Annotated in this window: 16 protein-coding genes and 1 CRISPR repeat array; of the genes, 6 read left to right on the forward strand and 10 right to left on the reverse strand. The window is 60.9% G+C overall.

The annotated features are described in order from the left end of the window. Positions 1 to 91 precede the first annotated feature (91 nt). Together hflK and hflC are read left to right on the forward strand one after the other, a co-directional pair. Positions 92 to 1,237 carry an FtsH protease activity modulator HflK gene (gene hflK, locus DESLA_RS19305; RefSeq protein WP_051434474.1) on the forward strand — a complete coding sequence of 382 codons (1,146 nt, stop codon included), beginning with the start codon at positions 92 to 94 and terminating at the stop codon, positions 1,235 to 1,237. Then, on the forward strand, positions 1,234 to 2,097 hold the full coding sequence (hflC, locus tag DESLA_RS0107315) for a protease modulator HflC (protein WP_028571941.1): 864 nt from the start codon (positions 1,234 to 1,236) through the stop codon (positions 2,095 to 2,097). Before hflK ends, hflC begins: the two co-directional genes overlap by 4 nt. 122 nt (positions 2,098 to 2,219) lie before the next feature. Here the strand turns inward: hflC and DESLA_RS0107320 are convergent, their stop codons facing one another. Then, on the reverse strand, positions 2,220 to 3,248 hold the full coding sequence (locus DESLA_RS0107320; protein ID WP_028571942.1) for a DUF21 domain-containing protein: 1,029 nt from the start codon (positions 3,246 to 3,248) through the stop codon (positions 2,220 to 2,222). A 200-nt stretch (positions 3,249 to 3,448) separates the two neighbouring features. Here DESLA_RS0107320 and DESLA_RS0107325 point away from each other — a divergent pair, with 200 nt between their 5' ends. The 4 genes from DESLA_RS0107325 (at position 3,449) to treY (ending at position 10,693) form a co-directional block, all read left to right on the forward strand. After that, positions 3,449 to 4,447, forward strand: coding sequence for an amidoligase family protein (locus DESLA_RS0107325; protein ID WP_051434475.1), 999 nt, complete (start codon positions 3,449 to 3,451; stop codon positions 4,445 to 4,447). Continuing rightward, the gene (locus DESLA_RS0107330) at positions 4,444 to 5,247 is read left to right on the forward strand and encodes a gamma-glutamyl-gamma-aminobutyrate hydrolase family protein (RefSeq protein ID WP_035261507.1); all 804 of its coding nucleotides are present in this window, start codon (positions 4,444 to 4,446) and stop codon (positions 5,245 to 5,247) included. The genes DESLA_RS0107325 and DESLA_RS0107330 overlap by 4 nt, the downstream gene beginning before the upstream one ends. Before the next feature lie 299 nt (positions 5,248 to 5,546). Further along, complete coding sequence (glgX, locus tag DESLA_RS0107335) at positions 5,547 to 7,727, forward strand: glycogen debranching protein GlgX (protein ID WP_051434476.1); 2,181 nt, start codon at positions 5,547 to 5,549, stop codon at positions 7,725 to 7,727. Positions 7,728 to 7,777: 50 nt separating this feature from the next. Beyond that, the gene (gene treY, locus DESLA_RS0107340; protein ID WP_028571946.1) at positions 7,778 to 10,693 is read left to right on the forward strand and encodes a malto-oligosyltrehalose synthase; all 2,916 of its coding nucleotides are present in this window, start codon (positions 7,778 to 7,780) and stop codon (positions 10,691 to 10,693) included. Positions 10,694 to 10,715: 22 nt separating this feature from the next. Then, a CRISPR array of direct repeats spans positions 10,716 to 12,022; the repeat unit is 33 nt; unit sequence GTTTCAATCCACGCCCCCCGCGCGGGGGGCGAC. 179 nt (positions 12,023 to 12,201) lie between these two features. Here treY and cas2 read toward each other — a convergent pair. The 9 genes from cas2 to DESLA_RS0107385 form a co-directional block, all read right to left on the reverse strand. Beyond that, a complete protein-coding gene (gene cas2 / locus DESLA_RS0107345; protein ID WP_028571947.1) occupies positions 12,202 to 12,492 on the reverse strand; it encodes a CRISPR-associated endonuclease Cas2 in 291 nt (96 codons plus the stop codon). Positions 12,493 to 12,501: 9 nt separating this feature from the next. After that, positions 12,502 to 13,533: a type I-C CRISPR-associated endonuclease Cas1c gene (gene cas1c / locus DESLA_RS0107350; RefSeq protein ID WP_028571948.1), complete on the reverse strand. Its 1,032-nt coding sequence runs from the start codon at positions 13,531 to 13,533 to the stop codon at positions 12,502 to 12,504. Beyond that, the gene (cas4, locus tag DESLA_RS0107355) at positions 13,530 to 14,165 is read right to left on the reverse strand and encodes a CRISPR-associated protein Cas4 (protein ID WP_028571949.1); all 636 of its coding nucleotides are present in this window, start codon (positions 14,163 to 14,165) and stop codon (positions 13,530 to 13,532) included. The genes cas1c and cas4 overlap by 4 nt, the downstream gene beginning before the upstream one ends. A gap of 52 nt (positions 14,166 to 14,217) precedes the next feature. Further along, the gene (locus DESLA_RS0107360; RefSeq protein WP_028571950.1) at positions 14,218 to 15,084 is read right to left on the reverse strand and encodes a HEAT repeat domain-containing protein; all 867 of its coding nucleotides are present in this window, start codon (positions 15,082 to 15,084) and stop codon (positions 14,218 to 14,220) included. Beyond that, positions 15,085 to 15,945, reverse strand: coding sequence for a type I-C CRISPR-associated protein Cas7/Csd2 (gene cas7c, locus DESLA_RS0107365; protein ID WP_028571951.1), 861 nt, complete (start codon positions 15,943 to 15,945; stop codon positions 15,085 to 15,087). Then, on the reverse strand, positions 15,942 to 17,693 hold the full coding sequence (cas8c, locus tag DESLA_RS0107370) for a type I-C CRISPR-associated protein Cas8c/Csd1 (RefSeq protein ID WP_028571952.1): 1,752 nt from the start codon (positions 17,691 to 17,693) through the stop codon (positions 15,942 to 15,944). The genes cas7c and cas8c overlap by 4 nt, the downstream gene beginning before the upstream one ends. Next, positions 17,690 to 18,355, reverse strand: coding sequence for a type I-C CRISPR-associated protein Cas5c (gene cas5c / locus DESLA_RS0107375; protein ID WP_028571953.1), 666 nt, complete (start codon positions 18,353 to 18,355; stop codon positions 17,690 to 17,692). The genes cas8c and cas5c overlap by 4 nt, the downstream gene beginning before the upstream one ends. A gap of 191 nt (positions 18,356 to 18,546) precedes the next feature. After that, complete coding sequence (locus DESLA_RS0107380; RefSeq protein WP_028571954.1) at positions 18,547 to 20,790, reverse strand: CRISPR-associated helicase/endonuclease Cas3; 2,244 nt, start codon at positions 20,788 to 20,790, stop codon at positions 18,547 to 18,549. Between the two features lie 412 nt (positions 20,791 to 21,202). After that, positions 21,203 to 21,964, reverse strand: coding sequence for a TIGR04219 family outer membrane beta-barrel protein (locus DESLA_RS0107385; RefSeq protein ID WP_084032197.1), 762 nt, complete (start codon positions 21,962 to 21,964; stop codon positions 21,203 to 21,205). Position 21,965 lies beyond the last annotated feature (1 nt).

Below are 21,965 nucleotides of genomic sequence, written 5' to 3' on the forward strand. Positions count from 1 at the left end.
AAGCCAAGTCCGGACAGCCTGAGCCTTTGACCACTTGGTCCTCAAAAACCTCGCCTTGACCTCAAATCAGGGTTGCTTTAGGTTGACAACCATGAACTGGGACTGGGACAAACTCCAAGACAAACGGAAAAGGAACGGGCCTCCCGGGGCCCCGGATCTCGCGCAACTCAACGAGCAGTTGAACAAGCTGAAGAACATCAAGCTGCCCGGTGGCGGCAAGATCGTCGTGTTAGTGCTTCTTCTGCTGTGGCTTGCCTCGGGGATCTACATCGTCAATCCCGACGAAGTGGGTGTCGTCCAACGATTCGGTGCCTATAACCGCATAACCGATCCAGGGCCGCACTTCCGCATCCCCTTCCCCTTCGAGTCCGTGCAGACTCCCAAGGTGACGCAGGTCCGGCGCTTTGAAATCGGCTACCGCACCATTCAGGCTCCTTCGGCAATGGGCGGGGAGCCTCAGTACCGGATCGTCCCGGAAGAGTCGCACATGCTCACCGGTGATGAAAACATCGTGGACGTTCAATTCATCGTCCAATATCAACTCAATGATCCGGTCAAATTCCTGTTCAATATCCAAATGCCCGACGCATCGGTGAAAAGCGCCGCGGAGGCGGCCATGCGCGAGGTCATCGGCTACAATAAGCTGGATGCTGCCCTGACTGACGGCAAACCGGCCATTCAGGACGAAACTCGGGCTTTGATGCAAAATATCATGGACCGCTACGAGTCCGGAATCCAGATATTAGCCGTCCAGCTCCAGGACGTCCAACCGCCGGAACCGGTCATCGATTCCTTCCGCGACGTTGTCCGCGCCAGGGAAGACGCCGTCCGCATCCAGAACCAGGCCGAAGCCTACCGCAACGACATCGTCCCTCGTGCCCGAGGTGAAGCCGCCGTGATCATCAACCAGGCTGAAGCCCACAAGGAAGCCGTGGTTCGACGGGCGGAAGGTGAGGCCCAACGCTTCCTGTCCATGCTCGCGGAATATAATCAAGCCCCGGATGTCACCAGGACCCGACTCTATCTCGAAACCATGGAAGAGGTTTTAAGCAATCCCGAACTTATGAAGACCTTCATCTCGGACAATGCGCTGAGCCAAGTACTCCCTTACCTACCGCTCGGCGCCATGACCCCCGGGGCGCAACGGCTTGACGCTCCGGAAGCCGCCTCGCAACAGGCCAGACAACCGGCCCAAGCCGGAACCGCGCCGTCCGTACGAGGAGGTCGAGCACAATGAAAACTCCCACATTGACCCTTCCGGTGATTTTGGTCGCCCTGTTCATCGGCTTTCTGGTGGTCACACAAAGTGCTTACATCGTAGACGAAACGGAACGGGCCATCGTGCTCCAGCTTGGAAAGCCCGTGAGTGAGACCAAGGAACCAGGGCTGCACTTCAAACTGCCCTTTGTCCAAAACGTCCTTTTCTTCGACTCCCGAATCCTGGATTATGATTCCCGCCCGGCGGAAATCCTGACCAGGGACAAAAAGAACATGATGGTGGACAACTACACCAAGTGGCGGATCATCGATCCCTTGCGATTCTACACCACCCTGCGCACCCTGCCCATGGGCCAGGCCCGGCTGGATGACGTCGTCTACGCCGAACTGCGTGTCCTGCTCGGTCAGCACACCCTGACCGAGGTGGTCACCACCAAACGTTCTCAGATCATGGAAGAGCTGACCATCAAGAGCAACGAGTTGATCCAGGAATATGGTATTGAGGTCATTGACGTGCGGATCAAGCGCACGGACCTGCCGGCGGAAACCCAACGGGCGGTGTTCAACCGAATGATCGCTGAACGCGAACGAGAGGCCAAGACCTACCGCGCCGAGGGCGAGGAAACCGCGGCCAACATCCGCTCTCTGGCCGACCGGGAGCGGGTCGTCCTTATTGCCCAGGCCAACCGTACTTCCCAGCACCTTCGTGGTGAAGGCGACGCCCAAGCCATCAAGGTTTTCGGGGAAGCCCTGAATCAGGCCCCTGATTTCTACGAGTACCTGCGCACCCTGGAAGCCTATAAAAAGACCATAGGTGAAAACACCCAGGTCATCCTGACGCCTTCCAGCCCCTTCTTGCGATTGCTCCAGGAAAACTAAAGAATAGCCGCACCGAAAGCGTACGAAGTTGATAAAAGAATGCGGGGTGTTTCATCCCCGCATTTTTTTTTGCGCCGGAGACCGAACGCTTCCCGCGGTACCGCCCCCTGTACCCGCGTCTTTTACCCTTGCACCACCTTCGACTCCTCCCGGACGATTCCCCGCAGCAGCCGACCGAGAATGTCCGAGCCGGTGATCACGTGCTTTTCCTCGCCCCAATAGAGGATGATGTCGTTGTCGATTACGTCGTCGTCCGTTCGTTCCGGCAGGACCTTCAGGCGTGGAATCACGGCCCCCAGGCTGGTCATGGGGTCGCGGACGATGATCGGCCGGTGGCAGTGGGCCATGGGGTTGAAATTGTCCGGATCGAAAAAGGCCTCCCGCAAAAAGGAGGCCACGTTCACGGCGTAGCGCGGCTCTCCCTCCTGGTCCACGAGGATCACCCAGGTTTTTCCGGAGCTTTGCACGAGATTGAGAAACGGGTCCGTGCTGGACGGCCTGATAAGGGGAAAGACGGGCCTGTCCTGCTCGAACTTCATGGTCAGGATGCTTCGCGGGTCCGCGCTCTCGCCCTCCGCGGCCACGGGCAGGTCGTCCAGGGCCAGGAAGTTCAGGCTGCCCTTGCCCTCCACCTTGTCGATCTCCGTGGAAGGCGACTCCATATGCATCTTGATCAGTTCCCGCAGGTCCCGTTCCCGAAAGTAACCGATTCCCTCGGGGCCCAGCCATTTGTCCAGAAGCACGGCCGTGGGCTTGGTCACGGGGTAGAGGACGATCTGGTAAATCCGGATCACCGGGGCCAACAGGGCCCCCATCCGTAGCGCGTTCCGGGAAAAATAGGCCTGGGGCATGATCTCCCCGCAAATGGTGATCAGCACGGTGGAAAACAAAAACGCGGCCACTCCGGCGAGCACGGATCCGGACAGCAGGGCCAACAGGACGTTCACTCCCACGTTTGACCAGAGGATGGTCACCAACAGCAAGTTGGCGTCCCGACGCAGGGTCAGCACCCGCCGGGCATGCACGTTGCCCCGGGAGGACTCCATCTCCAGATGGAGCTTGCTCACGGAAAAGTAGGCCAGGTTCAGTCCGGAAAGCATGGCCGACTGAGTCAGACAGATCAGGATTCCGATCCAGATGAAGGTGGTCATGATGGCGGGGGATGATGATGACGGCAAAGTTGCCGATGGCGCAGCCGTTGTCGAAAAACGTGGGCGTCGTTGCCGAGCCTCGATTTTGACTTGCCCGGCCCGCGCCGTTACGCTCGGATCCGTCTACACGCTTTCACACGGGTCTTCCAGGGCCTGCCACCCCGGCCAAACGCCATTCCCGACAACACACCGGAGCGCATATGCCTCGACTCATCCTGCCCGACCAGACACGCACCCCTGATGGAGAGGTCCGTCGCGTGGGCGTGGAGATGGAAATGGCCGGACTGGAGCTGCCGGTCATGGCCCAGGCGGTCAAGGACCTGTTCGGCGGCCACATTGATTCCAAAAGTCCTTTTGAAATCCACGTCCTGGAGACGCGCCACGGAACGTTCGCCGTGGAACTGGACGCCAGCCTGCTCAAGAATCACGAATACCGCCCCTATCTGGCCCAGGTCGGCATCGACCTGGACGCCATGGACGACCAACGGGCCTTCGACGCCATACTGGCTCGCCTGGCGGCCAACGTCGTGCCCAGCGAAGTGGTGGCCCCGCCGATTCCGATCACGGCTCTGGAGGACATGGACGCCTTGCGGGACAGGCTGCGCCGGGACGGAGCCAAAGGCACCCGCGCGGCCCTGGTCTACGCCTTCGGGGCCCAGTTCAACGTGGAGGTCGCAGATCTGGACGCGGCTTACCTGCGGGACGTCCTGCGCGCCTACGTGCTGCTCCACGACCGACTGACCGAGCGAGGCGTCGTGGACGTCTCCCGCAAGATCTCGCCGTACATCCGCGCCTTCCCCGGCGGATACGTCCGGCTGCTTCTGGACGAGGCGTACACGCCGGACCTCACGGGCCTGATCCGCGACTACCTCCTGCACAACCCCACCCGCAACCGCCCCCTGGACATGCTCCCGCTGTTCGCGCACCTGGAACGGGATATGGTCATGAGGGCGCCGGTGGAGACCCACCTGATCAAGCCCAGGCCCACGTTCCACTACCGTCTGCCCAACTCCCAGATCGACGAACCGGACTGGTCCCTGGCCAAGCCGTGGAACGACTGGATCATGGTGGAAAAACTGGCCGCGGACAAGGACCGCTTGCGGGAGCACGCCCGGGCCTACCTGGAAAAACCCGGAGAAGTCGTGGGCCGGATGGTGGACGAATGGATGGAAATGCTGGGAACGTGGCTGAAGCGATGAATTGGAAAAGGCCGGTGATCGGCGTCACCGGGCCGGACCACGGCGGCCTGGCCGCCTGGTGGTTCACCCGCTTGGCGGTTTGGCGGGCCGGAGGCCGCGCGGTGCGGATCACGCCCCAGCGCCCCCGCCACGTTCAGGAACTGGACGGCCTGATCATCGGCGGCGGCGCGGACGTGGCACCGGATTTATATGGCGCGGAGCCGACGAGGCCTCCCGAAATAATGGCCGAGGAAATCACTCGGGGAGAAACGGGCTGGTTTCGACGCGGCCTGGCCTTGCTGGCCTTTCCCCTGATGCTCCTGATCCGGAGAATCCTGACCACCCGCAGCCCCGACCGGAACACGGACCGCGACGAACCGGAGCAGAACCTGCTCCGCGCGGCCCTGGAGCGCGACCTGCCCATCCTGGGCATCTGCCGCGGCGCGCAACTGATCAACGTGACCCTGGGCGGCACCCTGCACCAGCACCTGACCGGCTTTTACCAGGAATCCCCCAACATCCGCAGCCTGCTGCCCCGCAAGACCATTCATGTTGAGCCGGACTCCCGCCTGGCCGGCATCCTCGGCTGCGCGACCTGCGGCATCAACGCGCTGCACGACCAGGCCGTGGACCAACTCGGCCAGACCGTGCGCGTCACGGCCCGGGAGCCCAACGGCGTGATCCAGGCCGTGGAAGCCACGAGCAAAACCTTCGTCCTCGGTGTCCAATGGCACCCCGAATACCTCCCCCACCACCGCCGCCAACAACGCCTGTTCCGCGCCCTGGTCCAGACTGCTCGAGAACCACGCCGCTCAGTCTGAAAGGCGACGACCGCTTTCCGAAAAAGAACGTGTCATGTACCAGCAGGGGCACGACTTTCCGCATTTGCAAGAACCGGACAATGGGCTTATTCTGGGAGGACTGGAATCGAAAAGAGTGAACAAATCAATACATTCACGACTGTTCGGCTTTGGGGTGACGAATCGGCTTCGGCCCGTAACGGCTCGTCTCGGGCCATCCTCTTTCCCCGTCATGCAACGTGGAAGCCTCTCGTGGCCCGGCTTCAAGAACCGTCGCCATCCATCAGCCATTTTTGACAATCTTCTTCAGGAGCAACACCATGAACGCGGCTGAAACAGCCTTGAACGGCACGCCCTCAAAACCCAACGGCCCCCGGGTCTGGCCCGGTTCGCCCAATCCTCTGGGGGCCACCTGGGACGGGTCGGGTGTAAATTTTGCCCTGTTCTCGGCCCATGCCGAAAAGGTCGAGCTGTGTCTCTTCGACGGGGACGGCGTTACGGAGACCGCCCGGATAACCCTGCCGGAACACACCCATGAAGTCTGGCACGGCTATCTGCCGGACGCCCGGCCCGGACAGCTATACGGTTACCGCGTCCACGGCCCCTACGAGCCCTTGGCGGGACACCGTTTCAATCCCAACAAGCTGTTGCTGGACCCCTACGCCAAGGTCCTGGTCGGAAATCTGAAATGGGACGACGCATTGTTCGGCTACACAGTGGGCCATCCGGACGAAGACCTGTCCTTTGACGAACGGGATTCCGCGCCCTTCATGCCCAAGTGTCAGGTGGTGGACCCGGCCTTCACCTGGGGCCGGCCCATGGACTTTCGGCCCTGGCACGAAACCGTGATCTATGAAATGCACGTCCGGGGCTACACCATCCTCCATCCCGAGGTGCCCGAGGAGTTCCGGGGGACCTTCGAGGGCCTGGCTTCCCAGCCGGTGGTCGACCATCTCAAGAACCTCGGCGTCACGGCCATCGAGCTGCTGCCCATCCACGCCTTTTTGCAGGACCGTCACCTGATTGATCGCGACCTGAGCAACTACTGGGGCTACAACTCCATCGCCTATTTCGCGCCCAACCCGGACTACCTCCGCCCCAGAAACGATCTTTCATCCTTTAAGAGCTTTGTTCAAAAAATGCACGACGCCGGTATCGAGGTGATCCTGGACGTGGTCTACAACCACACCGCCGAAGGCAATCATCTTGGACCGACCCTCTCCTTCCGGGGCATCGACAATTACTCCTACTACTATCTGATGGGCGACCAGCCGCGGTTCTACAACGACTTTACGGGCACGGGAAACGCTCTGGAACTGCGCCATCCCAAGGTCCTGTCCATGGTCATGGATTCGCTGCGCTACTGGGTCCAGGTGATGGGCGTGGACGGCTTTCGTTTCGACCTGGCCACCACCCTGGCCCGGGTGGAGGGCCCCTACGACGAGCACGCCAGTTTCCTGGACGCCGTGGCCCAGGATCCGGTCCTGGGCCAGGTCAAACTGATCGCCGAGCCCTGGGATACCGGCCTGGGCGGATATCAGGTGGGCAATTTCCCACCCGGCTGGGCCGAGTGGAACGACCAATACCGGGATGCCATGCGCAAATTCTGGAAAGGGGACGAGGGGCTGCTGCCCGAGTTTGCGGGACGCTTCTCGGGCTCCGCGGACATCTTCAACCGCCGCGGCCGACGAACCTGGGCCAGCGTGAACTTCATCACGGCCCACGACGGCTTCACCCTGCACGACCTGGTCAGCTACAACCACAAGCACAACGAGGCCAACGGCGAGGACGGCCGGGACGGCTCGGACAGCAACAATTCCTGGAACTGCGGCGTGGAAGGCGAGACGGACGACCCGGAAATCCTGGCCCTGCGTCGTCGCCAGATGCGCAACTTCCTGGCCACCCTGCTCTTGTCCCAGGGAACGCCCATGCTCACCGCCGGGGACGAATTCGCCCGCACCCAGCAGGGCAACAACAACGCCTACTGCCAGGACAACGAAATCAGTTGGCTGGATTGGACGGCCATCGACGAAGCCGGCCGGGCCCAGATCGACTTCGTCACCCGGCTGCTCGCCCTGCGCCACCAGCATATCGTCTTTCACCGCAACCGCTTCTTCCACGGAGACATCATCCCCGGTACGCGGGTCAAGGACGTAATCTGGCTGCATCCCGACGGCCGCGAGATGATCCGGAACGACTGGCACGACCACGAAGCCCGCTCCCTGGCCATCCGTCTGAGCGGCGAAGCCGGCATCGTCCACCTCACGGAAACCGGGGAGCAAGAACCGGACGACACCTTCCTGCTCCTGGTCAACGCCAGCCATGAAGACGTGGCCTTCGTACTGCCCAATGGAGACAGCGGAGCCTGGGAGTCCCTGATGGACACCGTGTCCGAGGACGGCCAGCCCGAAGGCGACGTCGGCCCCCACTCGCCGGGCGTAAAACTGACCCTGGGAGGGCGCTCGCTGCGTTTGCTGCGCCTAGTGGCGGAGGCTGGGTGAGCCATGGAGGAAATGACGCTGTACCAGCCCAAACAGGACAGGATCACCCCATGAATCCGCTCTACGCCCCCACATCCTTCTACCGGCTGCAATTCCACGCCGGCTTCACCTTTGCCGACGCCCTGGAAATCGTGCCCTATTTGCGGGACATGGGCGTGAGCCACGTCTATACGTCTCCGGTCCTGGCCGCCCGGCCCGGCTCCACCCACGGCTACGACATCGTGGACCACCAGTCCCTGAATCCGGAACTCGGCGGACGGAAGGGCTTCGACGCCCTCAGCGCGGCCTTGTTGGAAGCCGAAATGGGGCTGGTCATGGACATCGTGCCCAACCACATGGGCATCGGCCGCAGCGACAACCAGTGGTGGCTGGACGTGCTGGAATGGGGCCGCAGCAGTCGCTTTATCCATTTTTTCGACATTGAATGGTTTCCCCAGACCCAGGGCATCCACGACCAGGTCCTGCTGCCCGTGCTGGGCGACCTTTACGGCGCGGTCCTGGAGCGCGGCGAACTGCGCCTGCGCTTCGACGCCCAGGCCGGCTCTTTCAGCGTCTGGTACTACGAGCACCGCTTTCCCGTCTGCCCGTCCACCTATCACCGGATTCTGGCCCCCTGCCTGGAATATGCCGGAGAGGAAACAGCCGCGCACCCGGAAATCCGCGCCGCGTTCACCGAATCCAAACGCCTGCGGACCACGCCCCGCTCCGGAACACGGCGCAAGGCCCTGCGGACCCGGGGCGAGACCTTCAAAGGCACTCTGGCCCGACTGACCGCGGATCTGCCGGACCTTCGCCGGACCTTGGAGCATGCCGAGCATCTTTTTTCGCCCGAGAGCCCTGACGGCCGGGGCTTGGAGCGACTGCACAAGCTGCTGGAACGCCAGCACTATCGCCCGGCGTTCTGGCGGGTTGCCGGACACGAAATCAATTATCGCCGCTTTTTCCAGATCAACGACCTGGCCGGATTGCGCGTGGAGGAGCCCGAGGTCTTTGCCGCGGCCCACGGCCTGATCCGGGAACTTGTCGCCGCCGGGCAGGTGCACGGGCTGCGCATCGACCACATCGACGGGCTCTATGATCCCGCCGGATACCTGGACCGGCTGCAAAAGCTGCTCAAGCCCCAGGCCGCAAGTTTGGGCTTCGTCCCCGGCCGTTTTCCGGTCTATGTGGAAAAAATCCTGGAAGAGCACGAAACCCTGCGCAACCGCTGGCCGGTGCATGGAACCACGGGATACGACGCCCTGAGCGAAATCAACGCCGTGCAGATCGATTCCGGAGGTTTGGCCGAGCTGCGCGCCCTGTACGAAATGCGCGAGGGCGCGGGGAGCGCGGACGCCCATGCCGAGGGCGTGCGGGCCAAACGGCAGATCATGGATCAGGAACTGGCCTCGGAACTGGAAGTGCTGGCCACGGAAACCACCCGCCTGCTCAAGCGCGATCCGGCGACCCGGGACTTTTCCCGGGGCGAAGTCCGCCAGGCCCTGCGGGAGATCGTGTCCCGTTTTCCGGTCTACCGGACCTATGTCGGCTCCAAAGGCCCCACCGCGGAGGATGTCCGGGACCTGGACTGGGCCCTGGGCCTGGCCCGGCGAGCACGGGCCGTGAGCCATCCCCGGCTCTTCGACGTGCTGGAATCCCTGCTCAAGGCCTCCTGGCAAAAACGCGCCGACGGTCGCCCCCGGGCCGACGTCCTGCGCCTGGCCCGCAAATTCCAGCAGTTTACCGGCCCGGCCATGGCCAAGGGCATGGAGGACACCACGTTCTACCGGGTCTTGCCCCTGATCTCCATGAATGAGGTGGGCATGGGGCCGGACCGGCGGATCAGCACGGTGGGGGATTTTCATCAGCAGATGCAGCGCCGCGCAGCGGACTGGCCCAGATCCATGGTCACCACGGCTACCCACGACACCAAGCGCAGTGAGGACGTCCGGTCCCGGATCGCGGTGCTTTCGGAACTGCCCAAGGCCTGGGCCGAACGGGTGGAACGCTGGCAGACCCTCAACCGCCGGGCCCGTCGCGAGTCCGCCCTCGGTCCTCTGCCCTCCAGCCGGGACGAATACCTGTTCTACCAGACCCTGGTCGGTGTCTGGCCTCCGGAAGGACTCGGCCCGGACCTTCCCGGAGCAACGACTCTTTCCGCGTTGCAGGACCGGCTGCGGGCCTACATGATCAAGGCGGCCCGGGAAGCCAAGATCAGCACGTCCTGGCTGAACCCGGACGAGGAATACGAACAGGCCCTGACCGACTTCACGGCCCAGGTCCTGGATTCCGGCCCGACGGCCGCGCCGTTTTTGCGCGACGTCCAGGAGTTCGTGACCAAACTGGCCGTACCCGGCGCGTGCAACGCCCTGACCCAGACGATCCTGAGCCTGACCATGCCCGGAGCGCCGGACACCTACCAGGGCACGGAACTCTGGGACGACTCCCTGGTGGACCCGGACAATCGCCGTCCCGTGAACTTCGCGGACAGATGGAATGGGTTACGGGAATTTCAAGCCGCAAAGGCCGAAGACAATCAAAGAGGCTACGTGGCGTTGCTCAAAAGGACCTGGCACGACGGGCGCATCAAGCAATACGTCCAATGGCGCCTGCTGACGCTGCGCCGCGCCCATCCGGAGCTGTTTCTGAACGGGAACTACGTCCCTCTGGAGGTTTCCGGGACCAGAGCGAACAACATCCTCGCCTTTGCCCGTATCCATCGGACCCATGGGCGACAGGCGGTCATCGTAGCCCTGCCCCGCCTCGTCGCGGACCTTTGCCCACCGGACGGCGGATTTCCCACCGGCGAACCCTGGTCGGCCTCGACCATCGCCCTGAACACAACCCTTCCCAAAGCCGGCAAGGACGGTCGCTGGCAAGACCGCTTCACCCACCGTTCCATATCGCCGACGGACGGCGTACTCACCGCAGCCGAACTCTTCACCGACCTGCCCTGGGCAGTGTTGACCTTTACGCGAAAAGGCTGAGAACAAGATCAACCTACGAAGCGTTTCAATCCACGCCCCCCGCGCGGGGGGCGACCCCGGTCCCACGCCAGCCCCCGGTTCGCGGGCCGGTTTCAATCCACGCCCCCCGCGCGGGGGGCGACAACAGCACCTTGACCGGCATTTTCTACTGTAGTTTGTTTCAATCCACGCCCCCCGCGCGGGGGGCGACAAGCATCTATAATCCCATTTACTTCTTCATTTATTGTTTCAATCCACGCCCCCCGCGCGGGGGGCGACAAGGTCATCGTTAACGTCCGGGCCGCATTTTTTGTTTCAATCCACGCCCCCCGCGCGGGGGGCGACCGGAAAATGGTGGAACGTTCAGGAGTGGGACATGTTTCAATCCACGCCCCCCGCGCGGGGGGCGACTTTCCGTAACCGTAACCGCAACCTTCAACAGGAGTTTCAATCCACGCCCCCCGCGCGGGGGGCGACAACAATGGGTCACCCGCCGCAGCCGCCCGCGCAAGTTTCAATCCACGCCCCCCGCGCGGGGGGCGACTTTTCCTATCATGTAGCGTGCAACCCATGAAACAGTTTCAATCCACGCCCCCCGCGCGGGGGGCGACTGAGAGCGTAGCGGATTTTCAAAAAGGAGGTCGTGTTTCAATCCACGCCCCCCGCGCGGGGGGCGACCCGCCGACTTCGAACAGGGCGTGCAGGCCGATGATGTTTCAATCCACGCCCCCCGCGCGGGGGGCGACAATACACCCAAATCCTGTTACAGCAAGGGATGAGGTTTCAATCCACGCCCCCCGCGCGGGGGGCGACTGAATCCAGGACCTGGGCCGTTGAAGAAAGACATGTTTCAATCCACGCCCCCCGCGCGGGGGGCGACGGCGAGGTCGCATTATTTCCGTGGTAGAAGGTTCGTTTCAATCCACGCCCCCCGCGCGGGGGGCGACCTGTGAGTCTAAGAGCAACCAAGACCCCTGAAAGGTTTCAATCCACGCCCCCCGCGCGGGGGGCGACTGTATAGGAAATTCCATATTTTCCCCCAAGTAAAGTTTCAATCCACGCCCCCCGCGCGGGGGGCGACTGTGGCGCATGGCGGCCATGATCTCCTGGAGCGTGTTTCAATCCACGCCCCCCGCGCGGGGGGCGACTTGGCCGAGGAACAGCGACAGATGCCAACACATTGTTTCAATCCACGCCCCCCGCGCGGGGGGCGACCTTGAAAACCTCTCACTCCCGGAAAGGTTAATCGTGTTTCAATCCACGCCCCCCGCGCGGGGGGCGACGATCACAAGGGTGGGGGGTGGGATCTCTATTAAAGTTTCAATCCACGCCCCCCGCGCGGGGGGCGACTGTTGGCTTCCATTCCTTTGCCGCCCAAGGATTCAAAGCCAGATAATCGCGAACCTCCGATTTGCAGCGTGTAAGAAGTGTCAAAAAATCAAGCAGAAATATTTATCGATAAAAATCAAAATGTTGTATTCCGCGCGAACCTACCGTCATTTTTACCGCAGCTTCAGGTTCGCGGAGCGCTAAATGACCAGCGGGCCTTCCTGGTCAAAAGGCTCTTTTGCTCCGGCGTGCTCCACCCGTTTTCGCCAGTTGGAGCCGAGAAAATAGAATCGCAGGCTGTCCTTTTCCGGGTTGATTTCGTCGAGCAGTTGCTGTTTCAGCTTGGTCCACTGGGCAGGATCGACAATGCACTCGAACACAGAGAATTGAACACGCTGCCCATGGTTCTTACAAATTTTAGCCACTCGGCGCAGACGTCCCGGACCGCCGGGATCGGATGTGGACACGTCGTAACTGACAAGGACGAACATGGAATTGCATCACCTCCAGATAAACGGCGGGTAGCCGTCCAGGTCTCCGCGAATATGCCGAGCCAAAAGCAGGGCCTGGATGAACGGCAGAAGGCCGATTTCCACTTTTTCATTCAGGAACGGATGGCTGATCACTTCTTGTTTGCGTTTCTGGTAGGCGACAAGGAACGCCTTGCGGGTGTCGTCCTTCATCAATACGCCGCCGGTTTCGGCTTGGTTGAATCCGGACTTTTTGATGACCCCGAGGTTGATCTGGGAGAGCACCAGCCGATCCGCGACGACGGAGCGAAACTCCTCCATAATGTCCAGGGCGAGACTGGCTCGCCCTGGCCGATCCCGATGCAGAAAACCGACCGCGGGGTCCAAGCCGACGGACTCCAAGGCGCTGCGGACATCGTGCATCAGCAGGGTGTAGGCGAATGACAGCAGGCAATTGACGTTGTCCAACGGCGGGCGGCGGCTGCGATCCTGGAACGAAAACCCCTCTTTTTGCGAGGTGATCAAGAAATTGAATACACTGAAATACGTTCCGGCCGCGTCGCCTTCGATGCCTCGCAAGACATCCAGGGAGGTGGAAACCTGGAGTTGATCCAGGGAAAAGCGCAACCGTTGCGCGGCGTCCCGCAGGGCCTCAGCGCCGGGTTTGTCGCCGTGATCGCGGAGCGCCCTTTGGAGCACCGTGCGGCTGTTGCTGATTTTCCCAGCAAGCAGCGCACGAGCTATATTCGCGGACTTTTCCTGATCATCAGCCCACCGATACTGTTCCCGCCGCAACAGCACATTGCCTGCAACCGGTCCCTGAAGCCGGGCCAAAAAACGACCATACTCGGTCAGAAAACTGACCCCCACGCCCCGCTCGGCGCACAGTCCCAACAGAAACGGACTGCACGAGACCTGTCCGAAGCAAACGATGCCGGCCAGCGTATGGATGGGGACCTGCAGTCGCGTCTCCTTTTCCACGCGCACCAGCACGGTCTCGCCCTCACGGGACAGATACGCGCCCTGGGTCGTCACATAGAGGGTGTTCAAAAGTTTCTTCATGTTGTCGGTTCCATAAGCATGCGTGAGAGGTAGCGCCGAGCGCTTTTCGCTGATCCGGCCACCCTGGGCAGACAAAGTTCAAGCAGCGAACAACTGTCGCACTTTTTTTCGTACCGAGCCGGCGGGGTCGTTCCGGAACGGATCAACTCGTGCAGCCTGGCAGCCGTATCCATGGTTTCCCGGCGCAGTGCCGCATCAAAAGCCACGTCCTTGCGCCTGCGATTCTGGCCGTAAAACAGCGCCCCTTCGGGCACATGGCGGCCCAGCATTTCTTCCAGGCACAGGGCCTGGGCGCAGAGCTGCACCTCGTCGCAGTTGTCCTTCTTGGGGCGACCCCGCTTGTATTCCACGGGAAACGGCACCCAGTCGTTTCCCGTGAAATGGTACTCCACCACGTCGGCCCTTCCCGATAGGCCCAAGTTCAAAGACCGTAACGGCACGCCCGTTTCGATCCGCGCCGTGTCCCTGGTCTGCCGCTGCCCTGAATCCACCCGCTCATGCATGATCCGCCCTTCAGCCGTGAAGCGGTTTTCCGTCCAGACCTGCTCGATGTGGATCAACGCGCACTGCCTGGGGCAGAATATCAGGTGCTGCAACGCGGAAAGAGGGAGGAGGTCGGCTTCCAGGTACATACGACTATCTTCGCTTACGCTGTGCGACGTCGCGACTCGCCAGAAAAGCAAGTCAGCGATACTGGCGCAGTTTCTCCAGCAGACGAACGCGCAGGACCGGCTTGTCGGCTGGATACAGGGAGATGAGGCGCTTGCCCTGCTGTTGATAGAGCTGTTGTTTCTTGAGCATGCCGATTTTGTAGTCCGCCGTGTCCATGCCCCAATATTCGATATAGACGTCAAATTCCGGCAGATAAAAATCCGGACGGATGGCGTACCCGTCCAGGATGCGGAATCGTTCGTCGTAACGATAGCGGATGCCTTCCGCCTTGAGGGCCTCGCAGATGAGCCGCTCGCCTTCGGATTGCACCCAGGTACCGTCCCTGGCCCGAATATTTTTCTGCAGTTCCACCTTGATCTCGTAATTGCGGCGCTCCAGGAACACTTCGTCGAAGCAGTGGTCGCAAAACGGACGCTGGAAGGCCTTGCGGCTGCGGACGTACTCATCCGGAGCCAAGCGCACGCCGCACCGCTTGCACAGATGAACGACCTGTTCCTCGGCGATGCGCACGGCCTCGGTGATGTACTCAACGGCCAGGGCCGCGTCGCGTTGATTGTAGTCCTTTTCCACCGGGTTCGCGGCCATGTCGCGGAGGTCCGGCAAGGCCGGCTTGGCTGCGACGCCGTACAGCTTGAGCGCCCGTATGGCATACTGGCGGACCTGGGGATGCGTGTCGGACAGCAAGGGATGCAGCGCGGCAACGGCCTCATCCGCATCGGCCAACCCGGCCAACTTGCCCATGGCCGACGCGGCCAGACGGCGCACATTGGCCACGGGCGAACGAGCCAGTTGCGCAAGTTCCGGCAAGGCGGCCGGATCACCGGAGTTGCCGAGATCCACCGCCCGTTGCCGGAATTGCTGTTCGAGTTTTTTGTCCATCTATAGCATTTCCAATAGTTCAACCCCCGCCGGAGGCTGGCCAAGGGTGACCGCATAGTCCTTGAAGGAGCGGGCCGGGCCGGTGGAGTCGTCCCGGCGCTTCACCTGGACCAGGTCGAAGAGCTTGTGGGCCGGAGCGTTGCCGAGCTTGTTCTGGTGCTTGAAGACAAAGAGCTTGCGGCTGCTCATCAGGCCGCGCGCGGCCGAGCGGTCGTGCTCGAACATGTTGACCAAAGCATCCCAGAGCAGATCCAAATCCGCCTCGGAAAAGCCGGTTTTTTCGGCCAGGGGCGCGGAGACAAAACCGTGGGCCACGTACAATCCGTAGGGCACGATATGCTTGCGGCCCATGGTCCGCTCTTTTTCCAGATCCTTTTCATTGGTCACGGCCATGCGGGTGATGCTGATCTCCTGGGGCACGATGGGTTCCACGCTTTTGGCGAAGGCCAGTTGCACCGGTCCGCGAACCTGTCCGCAGTTGATATCCGTGGTCATAACCGCGCCGAAGGTCCGGATGTCATAGAAGTTGGCGCACATCCAACCCGTAACCTTCAGGGCGTCTTCAACTTTTTTTGGCAGTTTCTTGGCTTCGAACTTGAGGTCATGAGCGATGTAAGCCTGCTCATGCGTCCTGTTCAGCACGGCCTTTTCCTGGATGTATATTTTGAAGCCCTCGGCCCCTTCCTTGGCCAGAGCCACATGATTGCGGATCTTGCGCTTGATGCAGACGTCCGTGACCAGCCCATGTCCGGTCTCCGGGTCGATGCGGGGCATGTTCCCGGCGTCCGGATCGCCGTTGGGATTTCCGTTGACCACGTCGAAAAGCAGGACGAATTCATGGCGGTTGGCAATGGCGGTCATGACTGAGTCTCCTTATTTTTCTTGGTGAAAAAATCCTTGCGCTGATGGTAGTAGCCGATCATGAACAGTCCCTGTTCCTCGGAGGACATGGTGGCCGGAAAATCGTCAAAGGCGTCGATGATGTCCTGGATCATTTTATCATAGCTGAATGCCAGACCTTTTTTCTCAGGCTCCTTGCGCAGCTTGGCCGTATGATTGGCCGCGTTTTTGAGCAGCATGTGGAAGACCTGCCCGGGGTTGGCCGAGACCGAGCCGAGGTAACGGTCCTTGATGGTCGCATTGGTGCCGGGGACCGCCTCTTCCTGGGCTTTTTCCAGCACCGCGAACAACCTGCCCAACAAGTACGGGCGATCGGTTCGAGCGGGATCGAATGACACGGGAACCTCCCATTGTTTGTTGCGGATCAAAAACGCCTTGATCAAGGCGGCCCGGAAATACGTCACCTGATGCTCGGCCCGGATGCGGCCGAGCACGGTGGGCAGCAGACTTTGCGGATACGGCGAGCCCGTCAGCATGGCTTTGGCTATGCCTCCGGCCAGAACGGGCGGGATATTTTCGCTTTTGCCCAGCGGCGCGGTCTGGCGGAGCAGTCGCCAGAGCGGCGGAAACTCCGGATCGGAGTCGAATTGCCGGACGATTTCCAGTTGCTGGAAATGTATGCCCACCTTTTGCAACAAGCCGCCCACGGTGTTGGTTTCCCAGAAACGAATGGCCAGCCGGGACGCATTGGGCGCAAGGGCCAGCAGATAAAAGCGCACGGACTCGTCCAGATCCGGCACGATGTCCACGGCCCGCTTGCCGGAGCGGATAGCCTGGAGCAGATCGTGAATTTTGAGCGTGGTCTGATAATCAATCTGGATTTGAGGCAATGCGTCCACTGGGGCGGGGTCAATCAGGTCCGCCAGAAAATCCTCCACCGGATTGGAACGTTCGGCCCAGAACACGATGGTCATGTCGCCAATGGTGATTTTCTGGCGGCTCCCCCTGGTCAGAAGGGCATTGAGGGCCGTGGTGTAGGCAAAGGCGGATGTTTCGCCCACATCGGCCTTGTCCCGCCCGTAGGAGACGAACGCCGAAGCATTGAAGGAAACGATGTACCCGCCGGAAGTCTGCCCGCCTACGACGCCTTTGATAGGCGTATGCACTCGGGCCAACGGGACATCATGTTCGCCGGTTATGAGACACTGGACCTTGAGGGCCTCATCCAGCTTGGCGCAATGAGTGCGCCATACATTTTGCAACGGTGGACGGTCGTGAATAAAACCCCTCACTCCGTCCAGCCGAAAGACAAGATTGGCTCCGGCGACTTCTTCCCAAGGGGAATAGGCATTGATGATTGTCTCAGCCTCGTCCGGCTCCCAACTTTCCATGAAGCCCCGGATCGCAACAAAGCCAGGATCGGCGAGGTCAGCGCCAATCTCGTGAAGCAGTTCCTTGAAGGCGGCAAACCGGGGTACGTTGGTATTTGTTTCGTTCTTGTCCGCGCCCAGCACATAGGCGGCCTTGTCCCAGAGGAAGTTCGCCTTGACCCCCGAAGTCCTGGTCACTGCCGCCGGAACAGCCATTTTGCGGGGAAAGCGTTTTTTGCCGTCCGTTTCTCGCAGATCCTCCACGCCACGGAGATTACCTTCCGTGTCCAGGATCAAGGCAAAGGAAATATTTTCAATGCTTGTGCCGTAAGGCGGCATGCCCGAGTCGGGATCGGCGATCATCCTCTCGTAGTAGCCGTGCAATGCCTGGAGAATCATGCTCGCACCTCCGCTGACCAGGGCGGGGGCGGCTCGATGATGCCGTCCTTCATTTCGGCCTTGAAAAACAGCGGCGTCATGCCCTGGGAAAAGTCGATGTCCAGGAGCATGTAGCCCAGTTCCCTGGTCTGGCCGACATAGAAAGACACCGGCACCTCGCCTTCGACCAGTTCAAAAGAGGCCGGGAACTCCCGGCAGCCCAGGCATGGCTGGTGGAAGAACTGCCCGGCCCTGACCCGGCGGTTGAAAATGTCCAGGTGCTTGCCTTCGTTGTCCTCTGGTCCGGCCTTGTCCGTGAGCACGAAATGGGCTTCGATGACATAGTCCACATGCCGCAGGAGCGTGGCGGCGCGTTGCTGGCGGTTGTTGCCGTCGTCCACCAGGAAATACAGCGGTTTCTTGTCCCGCATGGCCGTGACCGGATTGGGTTTGGGAATCTTGGAACTGACCTCGTTGCGACGGACGTTATCGAAAATAATGGGCTTGAGCACATGAATCTTGTCCACCACCCAGCGGATGGCCGGTTTCCAGTGGATGGCCTCCAGAATCCCCCGGGCCGCGGACGGGGTCATCACGTCGTAGGAAACTCTCTCGACCTTCATTTCGGGTCTGGTCCAGCACGCATAGTCGCCCCAGACCCGCAGCTTGATGCCGAATGCCATGGCGTCCTCCTGAACGTTGGCCGCGAGGCATGCGCCTCGCGGCCAGAAAGCTAACAGACACAAACGTTTAAATCCAAGTTTCAATCCACGGACCGATGTTGGCCGACGTCTGTTTCACCTCCTTGTGTTTTTGAATCCCCATATCGCAAGAGTAAATTTCTTGGCAAGAAAAATTTTCTTGGATTTAAAAGTTAGATTATCAAAGACGACGGCTCCCAAACATCTCCTTCATCCACGCGCAAACCGACGCTCCTGTCGTAGGCCGCCAGGTTGCACAGAACAGGATACTGGTCATGGATCATCTCCACGGCTCCGGCCGCGTGCAGCCGAGTCAGATCTTTGGAACGAACTGTCATGGAATACTGTTGCAGCTTGCGCAGTGTGGAGCGAGGAAATTCGGTGTGCCGCAACTCCCGGATCAACAGTTGGGCTTCTTCGGATTCCTTGAGGTCGAGACCATTCACCTCCGGCATCAAGGGAATGATCACGCCCGTGCCTGCATCCTCAATAATGCGGAAATCCTGGGCCACCTCCTTGAACGGAAGAATCAGTTCCTTGTTGAGGGGAGCATTCAGGCGTTTCAGGATCTGTTTACCGTCCAAATCCTGAACATCGTAGAGTAACTCGAAATACCGACGCATGACTTCAAGCCCCAGCGGATCAGCATCCGGCATGGTGCGCAAGGTCTCGGCTGCACGGGATGCGCAGCGTTGCAGCCAGGGCATTTTCGGTGGCTGTTCAGGTTCAAAGACAACAACCTGACCGCCGCCCCCCCGTCCAACGGGCAGCCTCCCTTCCCGGTTGCACCGCCCGGCGGCCTGGGCAATGGAGTCCAGCCCGGCCATGGCCCGATAGACCACGGGAAAATCGACATCCACGCCTGCCTCGATCAGGGACGTGGAAATCACCCTGCACGGCAACCTGTCCTGGAGCCGCCCACGGATCACGGCCAGCACATGCCGCCGGTGGACCGGGGTCATGTTGGTGGAGAGGTGAAACGCGCCATCCCTGTTGGCCAGTTGTTCAAAGACCGTCTTGGCCTGGGGCTTGGTGCTCGCGATGCACAGCACCTGTTCATGTTCGTCCAATCGCGCGGCCAGTTCCGCGTTGGACAGCTTGCCGACGAACCGGACCTGGGTGCGCTTGAGTTGTTCATAGAGTTGGTTCGGCTGGACAATGATTTCCCGTACGTCGCGCAAGGCAGTTCGCAGTTTGGAATCGTCCAAGGCGGGCTGAGTGGCGGTACACAGAACCACGGAGCAGCCGTAACGGTCCACCAGTTCGCGCAAGGCCGCCAGACAGGGTTCCAAATACTCGGTGGGAATCGCCTGGGCCTCGTCCAGGATGATCACGCTCCGGGCGATGTTGTGCAGCTTGCGGCAGCGCGAAGGCTTGTTGCTGAACAAGGACTCGAAGAACTGGACGTTGGTGGTGACCACCACCGGAGCGTCCCAATTCTCGGCGGCCAGACCGCGCCGGGTGTCGTATTCCCGGTCCTCCGGAGCATCCTTGTCCCGATAGTTGCAATGATGCTCCAGCACGTTGGCCCGTCCGAGAATGTCGCTGAATACCTTGGCGTTCTGCTCAATGATGGACGTGAAGGGGATGGCGAAGATGATCCGGCGCAGTCCGTGGGTCACGGCGTGGTCCAAGGCAAAGGCCAGGGAAGACAAGGTCTTGCCGCCGCCCGTGGGCACGGTCAGGGAGAAGAAACCCGGCGGCGACGCGGCCATGCGACGGCAGTCTTCCAGGACCCCGCGGCGCAGGATGTTCACAGGAGTGGGATCGGCCTTTTGCAGCAGGCGATCCAGGTACCTGTTCAGGTTGGTTTGCAATGTCGGGATCTGGTCGGCTTGAGCCTGAATCTTCGTGTACTTCAGCGAGTTGCGCAGTCCGGCCTTTTCCGGCGAGCAAAAGGCCTCTGTGTCCAGAAAATCCGCGTCCGTGAGGCAGGAAAAGAGCATGCGGGTGAAGAAGGACAAGGTGAAGCCAACCTGGTTGCGGGACAAAGTGAACGGCGGTTTCAGGTCGGCTGGACAGGCGACCACGGGCAACACTTCGACGTAATCCGGAAGGCGTTCCTGCTTCAGGCGAAAGTGAAGCTGTCCTTCCTGCACCCCTCCGTCCGGCAAGCCGCCGTGATGGCCGGCCACGATGTAGGACAGCAAAAGCCCGAGCCGCCCGCATTGCTCCGCGCCCAGGCGGGCTCCAAAAATGGAGTGGTTGACCCGGATTGGTCGCCCTTCCAATCTCGCGATGAACTCCGCAGTCGCCTTGCCCGCGTCGTGCAGCAAACCGACGGTCCGCCCCCAGTCGGAAGCGCCGAAAGCCGCGGCGAATTCCGCGGCAAGTCGGGCCACGTTCTCCAGATGGTCTTCAAGAAGCTGCCAGTCCGACTTGTCCGGATTGGGCGTCGAATGGGCGTAAAATGGCATGGTCACTTCCTCACCTCCATCCTTGACGGTTCAGATTTCTTGGCACCCCTCGAAAGAATAACGGGATACTGCTCGACCGAGGTTGACCTCTACCATGACCACAGGCTCAAAACCTGACCTTGTCAAAAACAACTTTTCGCAGAGGCAAGGGCCATTTTTCCGAATTGATTCAGAAAAGTCCGTTGGGAGAAGAGAGGGTCGTTGCCGGAGTTCATCAGCCGTTTGTCCGGCTTGTGGCGCAGGTGTGATGGGAGGGAGAGCGTGGACCGGGGTTCAGGAGGGGGTGAACCGCTGTTCATGGCCGAGGATTGCGGCGCTCCGGTGGAGGATTATCAGAAATACGCGGCATGGGCGTCCTTCTGGACGCCCATGCCTTTCTCTGATGGGTCGAGGGGAAAAATGAAGCAACGAATCAAAAGCTGATCCCGATCTCGGCGAACGGACCGCTGATGTCCACGTCGGCCTTGAGGCCCTTTTCGTCGATGGACACGGAGTCGTAACGATAGCCTCCGGCAAGAAAGAGATGGTCCAGGGGATCGAAGCGCACCCGGCCGATGAGGCTGTAGAAGTGGTTTCCGGCGTAGGTCACGCCGCGGGCCTCGGCTTCCAGGGCGAAGAAGTCCACTGGTCGCAGGCTGGCTCCGGCGTAGAGCGTGGGCACGGGCAAAAGCATGCTCTCGGACTCGGAAAGCCCGGTCTGCTCCTGACGGACCTCGATATCCACGTCCATCAGCCGCAGGTTCAGCCCCAGATCCACATTGAACATGCCCATGGTCGCCATCTTCAGCCCCGGAATGCCGTAGAACAGACTCACGTCGTACTGATTCAGCCGCAGCTTGCCGTCGATGGGCGCATCCGCTGAAAAGGTCTGGTTCCCGAAGGTAAAGCTCCCTTTGGCCGTCCCCTTGCCCGAAAAGGTCGTCGGCGTGGCCATGAATCCGATATTGGGCAGGATCAGCGGGGTTTCCAGGCGAGCGCGAAAGAGCAGCCCGGTCTCATCGTCCAGTCCCAGAGTGCTTTCCAGATCAAGCCGATCATGGCCCGTCTGGCCTTTGTAGGACACGTCCCCGGACGGGGACTGATGCCAGACGCCCACCGCCGCCTCGAACCCCGTGGCCCCGGCCCATCCGGGAAGAATCAGCATGATGCACGTCGTCAAAACAGTCCAAAACATC

The sequence above is a fragment of the Desulfonatronum lacustre DSM 10312 genome (genome assembly GCF_000519265.1).
Classification (GTDB): Bacteria; Desulfobacterota; Desulfovibrionia; order Desulfovibrionales; family Desulfonatronaceae; genus Desulfonatronum; species Desulfonatronum lacustre.

What these genes read in the sequence shown, in the direction of transcription:
- DESLA_RS0107380 (WP_028571954.1), bottom strand. Translation starts at nt 20,790, where the DNA reads ATGCCATTTTACGCCCATTCGACGCCCAATCCGGACAAGTCGGACTGG.
- DESLA_RS0107330 (WP_035261507.1), top strand. Translation starts at nt 4,444, where the DNA reads ATGAATTGGAAAAGGCCGGTGATCGGCGTCACCGGGCCGGACCACGGC.
- treY (WP_028571946.1), top strand. Translation starts at nt 7,778, where the DNA reads ATGAATCCGCTCTACGCCCCCACATCCTTCTACCGGCTGCAATTCCAC.
- glgX (WP_051434476.1), top strand. Translation starts at nt 5,547, where the DNA reads ATGAACGCGGCTGAAACAGCCTTGAACGGCACGCCCTCAAAACCCAAC.
- cas8c (WP_028571952.1), bottom strand. Translation starts at nt 17,693, where the DNA reads ATGATTCTCCAGGCATTGCACGGCTACTACGAGAGGATGATCGCCGAT.
- cas4 (WP_028571949.1), bottom strand. Translation starts at nt 14,165, where the DNA reads ATGTACCTGGAAGCCGACCTCCTCCCTCTTTCCGCGTTGCAGCACCTG.
- DESLA_RS0107360 (WP_028571950.1), bottom strand. Translation starts at nt 15,084, where the DNA reads ATGGACAAAAAACTCGAACAGCAATTCCGGCAACGGGCGGTGGATCTC.
- cas2 (WP_028571947.1), bottom strand. Translation starts at nt 12,492, where the DNA reads ATGTTCGTCCTTGTCAGTTACGACGTGTCCACATCCGATCCCGGCGGT.
- DESLA_RS0107320 (WP_028571942.1), bottom strand. Translation starts at nt 3,248, where the DNA reads ATGACCACCTTCATCTGGATCGGAATCCTGATCTGTCTGACTCAGTCG.
- cas7c (WP_028571951.1), bottom strand. Translation starts at nt 15,945, where the DNA reads ATGACCGCCATTGCCAACCGCCATGAATTCGTCCTGCTTTTCGACGTG.
- DESLA_RS0107325 (WP_051434475.1), top strand. Translation starts at nt 3,449, where the DNA reads ATGCCTCGACTCATCCTGCCCGACCAGACACGCACCCCTGATGGAGAG.
- hflK (WP_051434474.1), top strand. Translation starts at nt 92, where the DNA reads ATGAACTGGGACTGGGACAAACTCCAAGACAAACGGAAAAGGAACGGG.
- DESLA_RS0107385 (WP_084032197.1), bottom strand. Translation starts at nt 21,964, where the DNA reads ATGTTTTGGACTGTTTTGACGACGTGCATCATGCTGATTCTTCCCGGA.
- cas5c (WP_028571953.1), bottom strand. Translation starts at nt 18,355, where the DNA reads ATGGCATTCGGCATCAAGCTGCGGGTCTGGGGCGACTATGCGTGCTGG.
- hflC (WP_028571941.1), top strand. Translation starts at nt 1,234, where the DNA reads ATGAAAACTCCCACATTGACCCTTCCGGTGATTTTGGTCGCCCTGTTC.
- cas1c (WP_028571948.1), bottom strand. Translation starts at nt 13,533, where the DNA reads ATGAAGAAACTTTTGAACACCCTCTATGTGACGACCCAGGGCGCGTAT.